General features: G+C 68.7%; 9 protein-coding genes. 2 read left to right on the top strand and 7 right to left on the bottom strand.

The genetic code is table 11. The annotated features are described in order from the left end of the window. Positions 1-2: 2 nt before the first annotated feature. Positions 3-1568 (bottom strand): Na+/H+ antiporter, encoded by a 1566-nt coding sequence (locus ACFE71_RS00880; RefSeq protein WP_375426981.1) that lies wholly within the window; start codon positions 1566-1568, stop codon positions 3-5. 149 nt (positions 1569-1717) lie between these two features. Here ACFE71_RS00880 and ACFE71_RS00875 point away from each other — a divergent pair, with 149 nt between their 5' ends. Continuing rightward, positions 1718-2071 carry a DUF1622 domain-containing protein gene (locus ACFE71_RS00875; RefSeq protein ID WP_375426930.1) on the top strand — a complete coding sequence of 118 codons (354 nt, stop codon included), beginning with the start codon at positions 1718-1720 and terminating at the stop codon, positions 2069-2071. 238 nt (positions 2072-2309) lie between these two features. Here ACFE71_RS00875 and ACFE71_RS00870 read toward each other — a convergent pair whose 3' ends face one another. The 3 genes from ACFE71_RS00870 to ACFE71_RS00860 form a co-directional block, all read right to left on the bottom strand. Continuing rightward, a complete protein-coding gene (locus ACFE71_RS00870) occupies positions 2310-3170 on the bottom strand; it encodes an SMP-30/gluconolactonase/LRE family protein (protein ID WP_375426929.1) in 861 nt (286 codons plus the stop codon). A 7-nt stretch (positions 3171-3177) separates the two neighbouring features. Next, complete coding sequence (locus tag ACFE71_RS00865) at positions 3178-6045, bottom strand: TonB-dependent receptor (RefSeq protein ID WP_375426928.1); 2868 nt, start codon at positions 6043-6045, stop codon at positions 3178-3180. A 160-nt stretch (positions 6046-6205) separates the two neighbouring features. Beyond that, positions 6206-7204 (bottom strand): family 43 glycosylhydrolase, encoded by a 999-nt coding sequence (locus tag ACFE71_RS00860; protein ID WP_375426927.1) that lies wholly within the window; start codon positions 7202-7204, stop codon positions 6206-6208. Between the two features lie 153 nt (positions 7205-7357). Between ACFE71_RS00860 and ACFE71_RS00855 the strand changes: the two genes are divergently transcribed. Next, positions 7358-8095, top strand: coding sequence for a FadR/GntR family transcriptional regulator (locus ACFE71_RS00855; RefSeq protein ID WP_375426926.1), 738 nt, complete (start codon positions 7358-7360; stop codon positions 8093-8095). 12 nt (positions 8096-8107) lie between these two features. Here the strand turns inward: ACFE71_RS00855 and ACFE71_RS00850 are convergent, their stop codons facing one another. The 3 genes from ACFE71_RS00850 to ACFE71_RS00840 are packed head-to-tail and all read right to left on the bottom strand — an operon-like array spanning position 8108 to position 11159. Next, complete coding sequence (locus tag ACFE71_RS00850; protein ID WP_375426925.1) at positions 8108-8794, bottom strand: hypothetical protein; 687 nt, start codon at positions 8792-8794, stop codon at positions 8108-8110. 26 nt (positions 8795-8820) lie between these two features. Continuing rightward, positions 8821-9993, bottom strand: a complete 1173-nt coding sequence (locus tag ACFE71_RS00845; RefSeq protein ID WP_375426924.1) for a cellulase family glycosylhydrolase — start codon at positions 9991-9993, stop codon at positions 8821-8823. 26 nt (positions 9994-10019) lie between these two features. Then, on the bottom strand, positions 10020-11159 hold the full coding sequence (locus ACFE71_RS00840; protein WP_375426923.1) for an aldose epimerase family protein: 1140 nt from the start codon (positions 11157-11159) through the stop codon (positions 10020-10022). Between the last annotated feature and the right edge of the window lie 12 nt (positions 11160-11171).

Raw genomic sequence — 11171 nt, 5'->3', positions numbered from 1 at the left:
GGTCAGGCGGTCTCGCCCAACTCGCGGCGGATCTGCTCCTCCTCCAGATCGAGTTCCTCGGTCAACAGCGTAAGCGCCGCCACGTCGTGCTCCTCGCGCCCGACCACCAGCTTGGCGCGCGCCGCCTCTAGCGCCTCCAGCCGCAACCGCAGCCGCTGCGCGGCATGCTCGCGCTCGGGCTCCCTGCCGTCCTCGAGCGCGACCGCCTCATCGACACGCTCTTTATATTCCTGCACCAGATCGACCGCCGCCGCGCCGTGCTCTGGGTCATTCAGCTTGTCCTCGACCGCCTCCAACGCGGCGGACGCGACTTGCCGCCGGGCGGCCATCTGCTCGGGCGCAGGCCCGTCGATATCCGGTTCGACTTCCCCCAATCGGCGGATCAGCGGGCCGAGCGTGGTTCCCTGCACCACCAGCGTCACGAAGATCGCGCAGATGGCGAGGAACACGATGATGTCGCGTCCCGGAAAGCCCGCAGGCAACGCCAGCGCCGCCGCCATGCTGACGACGCCGCGCATCCCGGCCCAGGACATGATCGTCAGATGCGCGGCGGGCGGCATTGGATCGCGCTCGCGAAGCTTGCGGGACAAGCGGCGCGGCACCCAGGCGATGAAGAACATCCAAACGAAGCGGCTGACGATCAGCGCGACGGAGGTGGCCAGCGCCAGCAGGCCCAGCTGCGTCCAGTCGTAACGCTCCAACCGTTCCACGACGCCGCTCAGCTGGAGGCCGATCAACATGAATATGAGGCTGGTCAGCACGAATTCGACAAACGACCAAACCGCCTTCGCCTCGAGCCGGGTGCGTGCGGTGAAGATATGGTGCTGCTGCCGGCCGAGCATGAAGCCGCACGCGACCACCGCGATCACCCCCGAAGCGTGCACCGCCTCCGCCGCGAAATAGGCGGCGAACCCCGCCAGGATCGATGCGGTGATGTCGTGGAGCGTATCGTCCAGCGCGACGAACACGCGCATCGCGAGCCGCCCGACGACCCACCCGATCGCCGCACCGCCGATCGCCCCTCCCGCGAAGGCGAGCGCGGTCTGTCCCCAGTCGAACGTGCCCGCGACCGTCGCCGCGACCGCCACTCGGTACAGGACGAGCGAGGAGGCGTCGTTCAACAGGCTTTCGCCCTCCAGCACGGTGACAACCTGCTTGGGCGGCTTCAGGTCCTTCAGGACCGCGGCCGCGGCGACCGCGTCGGGGGGGGCCAGGATCGCGCCCAGGGCGATCGCCGCGCCCCAGGGCAACTCGGGCACCAGCCATTTGGCGACGACCGCGACGACGAAGGCGGTGAACAGCACCGCGCCGACCGCGAGCAGCAGGATCGGGCGCAGGTGACTCTTGAAGGCGGGGAAGTCGGTGCGGTAGGCGCTGAGCTGGAGCAGCGGCGGCAGGAACAGCGCCAACGCCAGCTCGGGCTCGAACTCCACTTCCGGCAGGCCCGGCACGAAAGCGAGCGCCATGCCCGCCAGCACCAGCGGCACCGCGAACGGCACGTCGAACTTGCGCGCGAGATGCGCGAGCAGGAGGCAGAGCGCGAGAAGGCCGAGAAGTAACTCGAAGATCAGGATAGTTTATTGTCCTATGGGGAGTGTGCGACGACCAGCGCGCGAATGAGGATTTCCGTTCCAGGCAAATATCCGGGACGGTCGTTTTCAGCCGCCGGAACACCGACGCGGGATCGGCGCGTCGGGCCGGATGGGGAGCATCGACGATGGGATGGATCGAATGGGTGACCCACGCGGTCGAGGTGACGGGGATCGCGATCATCACGGTCGGCGCGTTCGGATCGCTCGCGACGTTCGCGATCGACCTGGTCAGGCGGCGCGACGACAAGGACCGGCTGATCGGGGAGTTCCGGTCGAGTCTCGGCCGGTCGATCCTGCTCGGGCTGGAGTTCCTGGTCGCCGCCGATATCGTCAACACGGTCGCGACCCGACCGACGCTCGACAGCCTTGCGGTGCTCGCCGGGATCGTCCTGATCCGCACCTTCCTGAGCTTCTCGCTGGAGGTGGAGATCGAGGGGCGCTGGCCTTGGCAGGGCAAGGGCGATGGGCGAACCCGCTAGTCCGTCACCCACGCGGATGGGGAACCCGGGTCGGTGATCGCGTCGGCCATGCCTGCGGGCGCGCGGCGGGGCGGCGGGCGGGCGTGAGGCCCGGAACCTGACGAACCTGACCTATGGTCGCCTTTGTCCGATTGGAAGTGTGGCCGTTTCGGTCCTATCAAGAGCGACGGCGCGCGCGATCCCGGCGTGGTTCAGGCGGTATGAGCGGGGAGTGCCCTTCCCCGCCGCGGCGGCGGGGTCAGCCGCCGAACAGGTGCGGCGGGACGCCGTGGACGCCGGGATCGATCTCGAACAGCGCGCCCGCGTGCGGTTCGTCCTCCGCGCCCTCGGCGGCGGAGGTGACGAACAGGCGGTCGTACGCCTCGCCCGCGAAACAGACGTTGGTGATATGTGAGGCGGGAAGCGCGATCGATCGGTCGAGCGCGCCGTCGGGGGTGAAGCGGCTGACGCGCGCGCCGCCCCAATGCGCGATCCACAGCCCGCCCTGGGCATCGACGGTCATGCCATCGGGGCGGCCCCAGCCGGGCTGAAATTGGATGAACAGTTCGCGGTCGCGCACGCCCGCCTCGTCCAGCGCGAAGCGATAGACACGGCCGGGCACGGTGTCGGTATGGTAAAGCCAGTCGCCCCCCGGGCTGATCGCCGGTCCGTTGGCGACCGTATAGCCGGTATCGACGCGCGTCGTCGTCCGGTCGGGGTCGAGGCGGTAGAGCGAGCCGGTTGGCCGGTCCGCGCCGATCGGCATCGTTCCCGCCCAGATGCGGCCATGCGCGTCGGCCTTGGCGTCGTTCAGACGGTTGTCGGGCAGGTCGGGCTCGGGATCGACGATGGGCGTGATCCGGACGGGGTCGAGCAGCAGTTCGGCGAACCCGCTCCGGAAACCCGCGATCAGGCCGGGCGCGTCGCGACGCTCGATCACCCAGCCGATCATGTCGGGCATCGGCCAGCGGGTCACCCGCCCGTCGGCGAGCGACAGCCGGTTGAGCGCGGGGCCAAGGATGTCGGTCCAATAAAGCGCACCCGCGCGCGCGGACCAGAACAGCCCCTCGCCGAGCCGGTCGCGCTCGCCGCCGCGCGGGATCACGCGGACGCCGCTCACCTTCGCGTCAGATCCGGAAGCGCAGGCCGAGCGAGAAGGTCTGCTCGTCGAAGCGCAGGAACCGGACGAACTCGGCGCGGGTGTCGTACACGACCGGCGTCACGCCCCCGGGAGAGATCTGGCGGGCGGAGCTGAAATCGACCCTGAACGGCTTGCCCGTCAGGTTGGTCGCGTCGAAGAAGATCGTCGCGTTGTCGTTGACGCGCAGGTTGGTCGACAGGTCGAGCCGCCCGGCGGGCTTGGCGATTTCGCGGTAGAGCAGGCCCTCCTCCTCGAACCGGACGTCGCGCCGGTCGAGATAGCGGCTGCGCTTGTTGTAGGTGAGCCGCCCCGACACCGGCCCGCGCTCGAACAGCCCGACGATGTTGTAGGTGTGCTTGGAGACTTCCTGGATCCGGTCGCGGATGACCGCGGTCGTGCCGTCCTCGCGCTGGACGGGAAAATCGGTCTTGGCGTCGAGGTAGGTGTAGTTGAGCTGCACGCCGAAACTGCGGGCGAAATCGGGCAGGAAGTCGAAATCGAAGAAGGTCGAGAGCTGCGCCTCGACGCCGTCGATGCGGGCGTTCTGCGTGTTGATAGGCCGGTTCTCGATCACGATCGGACCGAGGATCGGATCGTTGAAGCGATTGGTCAGCGTCTGGATGAAATTGTCGACATCGCGCCGGAACACGGCCACCGACGCGAAGCCCGCGTTCGAGAAGAAATATTCGAGCGACGCGTCGTAGCTGTTTGACTCGGCGCGTTGCAGGTCCGGGTTGCCGCCTCGGCCGACACGCGCGTTGATGTACGGGTTGGACGCGCTCGGCGTCTGGTTCCCCGGCCGTCCGAGGTTTTGGGACGGGTTGAGCTGCGCGAAGCTGGGCAGCGTGCGCGTCTGCGTCGCGGACAGGCGGAGCTGCAATTCGGGAGTGATCCGCCAGCGGATGTTGGCGTTGGGCAAATAATCGGTGAACCGGTCGTCGAGCGACACGGGCGTCGCCGTCGCGGCTCCTTCCCCCGTCGGATCGACGAGCGAGGTTCCGTCGATCCCGAGGTCGCTGCGCACGACGCGGATGCCGACCGTGCCGTCCAGCACTTCGCCGACCGCATAACCGACCTGGCCGTAGCCCGTGATCGTCTCGAGCGTCGCGTCGAACGTCTCGAACGGGTTGGGCTCGACCGCCTCGTCGGTGAAGTTCGCCGCGCCGCGCGCGCGCACGAACCGGCGCAGGTCCACGCGGTTCGCGCGGATGCTGTCGTAGGTCGGCGCGAGGAAGGTGCGGAAGTCCTGGACGTCCGTGCCCTTGAAGCCCGAGCGGACCGAGCGGATGTCGAGTGGCAACGCGCTTTGGGGAATGTTCTGGCCGCGAAAGCCGGCGAAGCGATTGCCGAACTCGCGGCGGGCGTCGCGGGTGGTGTAGCGCGCGCCGACCTGCAGGCTGCGGATGAAACCCCCATCAAGCTTGTACTCGGCGTCGATCCGCGCTTGGTAATCGTCGCCCTTGGCCTCCTGCGCCTCTTCGTACAGGCCGTCGAAGAAGTAATTGGCGGTGTCGGCGGCGTTGAAACTGGGGATGCCGAATTGCGGCGTGCGGAGGTCGAAATCGACCGTCTGCCCGCCGGCGAGGGTGCGATCGACCGACTCGGTCGAACCGGTGAAGCTCGATTTCGTGCGCGCCAGGTCGGCGGTGATCCTGAGCGGGCCCACGTCGTAGATGCCGCCCACCGCGAACTGGTAGGTGTCGGTCTTGTTAAAGGTGCCGCCCTGGATCGCGAACAGCGCACCGGCGGAGTTGGTCACCGTGCCGCTTTCGAGCAGGTTGGCGCCCGGGCGGAGGACGAGGTTGCCGTAGCTCGTCCTGCTCTCCGCGTTGCCGAACAGCGGCACCTCGATCGTCCGATCGTCGATGCGGTTGCGGAAACCCTGATACAGACCCTCGGCGTAGAATTCGAGATCGGGGCTGGGCCGCCATTGGAGCGAGGCGTTGCCCGACGGGCGCGAGCGGTTGCCCGAACGATAGAAGAGCCGCTGGATGTCGGGAAAGCGAACACGTTGACCGTTGATGGTCGGGTCGGCGACGAAATCGGTGTTGGACGGTTCGGAATCGAGGAACTGGAGCTCGGTGTAGGAGCCGTTCACGAGCAGGCCGATCTCGCCGATGCCGGTCTCCCAGCGATTGGAGATCAGCATGTTACCGTTGGGCGTGACCTTGCCCGCCTGGACGGTGTGGAGGCCGTAGACCGTGCCCGACAGCTCGAACCCGGTGAAGTCGAAGGGCCGGCGCGAGCGGACGTTGGTGAGGCCCGCGACTCCCGGCTCGACGAGGTTGGCGGTGCTCGCCTTGAACACCTCGAGCGCGGCGATGCCCGCCGACGGGAAATCCTGAAGCGCGACCTCGCGGCGTTCGGCGGTGAAGATCTCGCGGCCGTTATAGAGCGTGCCGAAGAACGCCTCGGGCAGGCCGCGGATCAGCACCTGCGCCGCCTCGCCGCCAAGCCGCACGACCTGGACGCCGGGGATGCGCGCGGCGGTGTCGGATACGGCGATGTCGGGAAGCTTGCCGATGTCCTCGGCCACCACCGCGTCGACGATCTGGGGGGCGTTGCGCTTCAGGCTTTGCGACGAGGCTAGGCTGGCGCGGATGCCGGTGACGACGACGTCCTCTCCCGCCGTTTCGTCGCCGACGGGATCGGTCGCGTCGGCGGGGGTCCCCTGAGCGGTGTCGGGCGTCTCGGTCGCGGGGGGCTGGGTTGCCGGAGACTGGGTTGCCGGAGACTGGGTCGCGGGGGGCTGGGTCGCGGGACCGGAGGGAGGCGTCTGGGCGAAGGCCGGCGCGGCGCCAAGGAACAGGGCCACGGCGGATGTGGTGGCGCGCAGTTGCGTCTTGACGGTCATGTCGTCCTCCCTGGTCATCGACGGCGGGTTACGTCCCGCTCGGTTCGGCGTCGCTCATCTAGAGCAAGCTTGGGGTGGGGCAGCAAGCGAACGGATGGCGGATTTATCGCATAAGTGAGGGGATGTAACCTTTTCGCAACGGTTTGCACGCCGGCATGGGTCAGCAGGCGGGTGCGGCGATCGGGGCGGGCGGCGGCGGGGCGTTGGTCATGCGGATGGGGCGTAGCGCGCCGCGCCCGTCATGCTCCAGCGGCTGGACGGCGGTGACTCGGACGCCCTTGAACGGGCCATCTCCCCGCGGGCGATCCCAGCGGTGATAGGCGATGAACCAGTCGCCGCTCGTCGCGTCGCGGACGATCGAGTGGTGGCCGGGACCCTTGCGCGTCCGGTCGCTCGTCAGGATGGCACCGCGATAGGTCCAGGGGCCCTCGGGCGAGCGGCCGGTCGCGTAATGGACCGAATAGCTCGCGTCGTTCCAACGGCCGTGGCTGTAGGAGAGGTAATAGATGCCGTTCCGCAGGTGGACGAACGGGCCCTCGGTGAAGTTGCGCGGGGTGACGACGTGGATCTCGCGGGCGATCTCGGTCATGTTCGGCTTGAGCTCGAACAGCCGGAGCGTCGCGCCCGCGCTCCCGCCGGCGTAGAGGTACGGTCTACCGCTCGCCGGGTCGACGAACACCATCGGGTCGATCGCCTCGAACCCCCGCCCGCCGGTCAGGAGCGGGCGGCCGCTGTCGCGGAACGGGCCGCCGGGGCGGTCGGACACGGCGACGCCGATCCGGCTGGGCGTCGGGTTCTGCGGACCGACCGAGTAGTAAAGATAGTAGCGGCCGTTCGCCTGGGCGAGCGCGGGGGCCCACAGATAGTGTTCGGGTGCCCCGTCATCGTCGATCCAGGCGATGTCCTCCATGTCGAGGAGCGGGGCGGAGCGGGTCCAGCCGCGCAGGTCGCGCGAGGAATATCCGTGAAGGCGGGTCGCCTGGAACCCGTCGGTCGGGTCGGTCGCGTTGGTCGGATATAGCCAATAGCGGTCGCACACGATCGCCAGATGCGGGTCCGCGCCGACGATGACGGGGTTGCGCGGACCCGTCCCGACCTGCGGCGGGGCGGACGCGAATAGCGGCAGGGTCGACAGGAGGAGCAGGCCGCGCGCGATCATCGTGAACTCCCGTGGGATAGCCCGGGATGCTAAGCTCCGCGGTCGGACGCGGGCAAGTGCGATCAGTCGGATAAATAGACCTGGGGATGCGGCTTGCCCCTATGGCGACCGCTGTTAGACCCATGTCCCGCAAGCGGGCGCGACCGGAGGATCATGAGCGAGCAGGAAGACCGGGCCGATCCCGAAGGCATACGTGCGGGGCTGGGGCGCAATCTCACATACGGCCTGCTCGACAGTCTGGGGCGCGCGATCGTCGGTGGCCGGTTCGAGGCGCGCGGTTTTCCGACGGAGGGCGAGCTGGCCAGGCAACACGGCGTCAGCCGGTCGGTCACGCGCGAGGCGGTGAAGATGCTGACCGCCAAGGGGCTGCTGAGCGCGCGTCCGCGCCAGGGCACCGTCGTGCAGGCGACCACGTCGTGGAACCTGTTCGACGCCGACGTGCTGCGCTGGCTGCTCGAGCGTAAATTCTCGCTCGAGCTGCTCCGGCATTTCAACGAATTGCGTATCGCGATCGAGCCGGAAGCGGCGGCGCTGGCCGCGCGCCTCGCGGACGCGGGCGACCTGGCGGACATCCGGGACGGGCTGGAGCGGATGGTCGCGGCCGACCGGGGCGAGGACGAGATACTGGAGGCCGACATCGACTTCCACGTCGCGATCCTGCGCGCGTCGCGCAACCCGTTCTATGTGCAGTTCCGCGACGTCGTGACTACCGCGCTGCGCACCTCCATCCGCTTCACCAACCGGCTGACTGGTCACTCCGCCAGCATCGCGGCCCACCGCGCGGTGCTGGACGCGATCGTCGCGCGCGACGCCGATGCCGCGCACGGGGCGATGCGCAAGATCATCGGCGACGTGCTGGCGCTGATGGACCGGGCGGAAGCGGCGGCCTAGCGGCGCGTCCTTCTATCGTACCGGGCGGAAGTCGGCGTAGGTCGCGTCGGTCCGCAACCGCCCCGACCGGCCCAGCATCGAGCCCGAGGTGTCGCTGCTCAGGGCCTGTGGGACCGGGTAGCCGTCGGGCAGGAGGCGATAGCGGGCGCTGATCGCCATGTTCCGGACCGACGCGACCAGCATCATCCGGAACGGCTTGGCCGCGGTCCAGCGCACCCGCTCCACGAACGGGCGCGCGCCCTGTATGTTCACGATCGCCTCTGCCGTCACGTGCTGCGACGCGTCGAACGGGCCGAGCTTCAGCGCACCCTTGGGCAGGCGCGCGAAGCGATAGGCGGCATGGCCCGGCGCGGCGGCGACGCGCACCGCCGGCGCGCCGAACCAGCGCGCGATGTCGGCGTAGGACGGAACGGGCCCGCGCCGCTGCTTGCGCGCGTCGGCCAGTTCCTTCGCGGTAGGCGCGCGCCCATCGATGCTGATGAGCGACCAGCGCTGGGCGGCGGGTCGGCGCGGATCATGCTCCTCGACGCGAACCTGGCGCGGCGCTCCCGTCCGCTCGATCGCCAGGGTGCGCCGGAACAGGTGCGAGTCCGCCCGCGTCGCGCGCGCGCCCGCCAGCACCCGATCCTGCAGTTCGTCGGCCCGCGCTCCTTGCGCGCACAGGCCTACCGCCGCCGCCATCACTATCCGCTTGAGCAATCGCCGTCTCCCCGAAATGTCGGGGATTAGCGACGCGCCGCCCTGCCCGCCACCGCCATCGTCGGCGCGGGCGGCACCACGCCCTTGGGCGCGGCCGCGAGCCGCCGGATCAGGTCGGTCTCGGCGGCGCGATAGGGAGTGCCGTCGGCGCGGAAGACCTCGTGGAACCAGATGGTGGGCTCGTCGCTGGTGTAGGGCTTCTTCCACGAGTCCCAGGGCAGGCGCGTCTGCGTCTTGCCGTCGACGAAGCCCCAGTTGATCATGGCGATGTTCATGCGCTTACCGATGGGAAGCGAGCCGTCGAAGGTCGATCCATTGCCCCGCGCCATGTATTCGGTGCAGAGCACGGGGCGGCCATAGGTCTGCATCTGGCGCGCGCGGCGCTCGAACTGCTCGGGCCAGTTGTAATCGTGGAACGACATGATGTCCGACCGCGCGACCTGGATGCGCTCGACCGCGTCGAGCTTGGATTGCTGGTCCCAATCCTCGCCGGTCCACAGGCCCGAGGTCAGCGGCTGGATCGGGTCGGCCCCTTGCGCGGCGTCGAACATGCGGCCGAGGAGGGCGGCGACGAGCTGCTTCTTGTTCGGGGTGGGCGCGTAATTGCCGCCGCCCTCGTTGTTGGGCTCGTTCCACACGTCCCAGGCGACGATGCGACGGTCGTTCCTGAAATGGCCGACGATGTCCTTGACGTAGGCTTCGAGCTTTCCGTGCTGGCCGCGGTCGGCGAGGCGCGCGGCGCCGGGGGACTGGACCCAGCCGCTATTGTGGACGCCGGGGATCGGCGGGCGCTGCGGGCCGGCGACGGGGTTCGGGTCCCAGCAGCTGTCGAACAGCACGAACATCGGGCGGATGCCGTGCCTGGCGGCGATGGTCAGGAACTGGTCCATGCGGCGCTTCAGCCCCTCCGGGTCCTCCTCCCAAAGCATGTTGTGGAGATAGACGCGCATCGTGTTCATGCCGATGCCGCGCGCGAGACCGAGCTCCTTGTCGATCGTCGCGGGATCCCAGGTCTCGGCCTGCCACATCTCGAACTGGTTGATCGCGGTGGCGGGGGCGTAGTTCGCGCCGACGAGCCAGGGCTGGCCGGCGTACCAGCCGTTCGCGGCCCCCTTTGTCCACTGATCGCGCGCCTGGGCGGGCGAGGCGGCGATCGTCAGCGTCGCCGCAGCGAGCGCGAGGGACAGCTTGAACTTCATGCGGGTGAACTCCTGGAGGCGACGGGTCAGCGGCCGGTCGTGAAGCGATAGACCATGACGTTGCGATAGGTCCGGCCGGGGACGAGCGTCGCCGAGGGGAAGCCCTGCTGGTTGGGCGTGTCGGGAAAGAGCTGCGGCTCCATGACGATCGCGTCGCCCATGCGGTGGAGGCGGCGGTTCTTGCCGATGCTGGTTCCGTCGAAGAAGTTGCCCGAATAGAATTGCAGCCCCGGCTGATTCGAATGGAGTTCGTAGCCCCGGCCGGACACCGGGTCCTCGACGCGCGCCATCAGATGCAGGTCGGGCGTCACCTCCTGCCCGATGACCCAGTTATGGTCGTAGCCGCGGCCGAACACCATCTGCTCGTCCGACGCGTCGCGAACGCGCGCGCCAATCGCGGTCGGCTGGCGGAAGTCGAACACGGTGCCCGCGACCGACTTGCGCTCGCCGGTCGGGATCGCGCCCGCGTCGGTGGGGAGGAAGGTGTCGGCGGGGATCGTCACGACATGACCCATCGCGCCGCCCTCCGCGCCCTCGCCGGCCAAGTTCCAATAAGCGTGGTTGGTGATATTGGCGATCGTCGGCTTGGTCGTCGTGGCGCGATATTCGATGGTGAGCTGGTTCCGCTCGTCGAGACTATAAGTCGCGTCGACCGTCATCGCGCCGGGATAGCCCTGATCGCCGTCGGGGCTGACATGACGCATCGTGACCGACGCGGTCGGGCCGGACTTCACGTCGCGCACGGTCCAAAGCACCTTGTCGAAGCCTTGCGTGCCGCCGTGAAGCGCGTTCGGACCGTTATTGACTGGCGTCTGGTAGGTCCGGCCGTCGAGCGTGAAACGTCCGAGCGCCAAGCGGTTCGCGAAACGGCCAACCGTGGCCCCGAAATATTGCGGCTTGGCGATGTAGTCGGCGATCGTCGCATGGCCGATCGCGATGTCGGCGGGCCTGCCGGTGCGGTCGGGCAGGATCACCGACTGGATCGCCGCGCCGTAGGCGATCAGCGTCGCGGACATGCCCCGTCCGTTGGCGAGCGTCACCGCCGCGACCTCGCGCCCGTCGGGCAGTCGGCCGAAGCTCGATCGCTTGGCGGTCGCCGCCGCCGCCGGAGTCGCGATCATGGCCCCAACTCCCACCAGCAGCCCCAGAAGAAACCTGCCCGTCATCCTACTCTCCCG

Origin of the sequence: uncultured Sphingomonas sp. (assembly GCF_964237155.1) — a bacterium.
Taxonomy (GTDB): Bacteria; Pseudomonadota; Alphaproteobacteria; order Sphingomonadales; family Sphingomonadaceae; genus Sphingomonas.
This window is presented reverse-complemented; position numbering and strand designations above follow the sequence as displayed.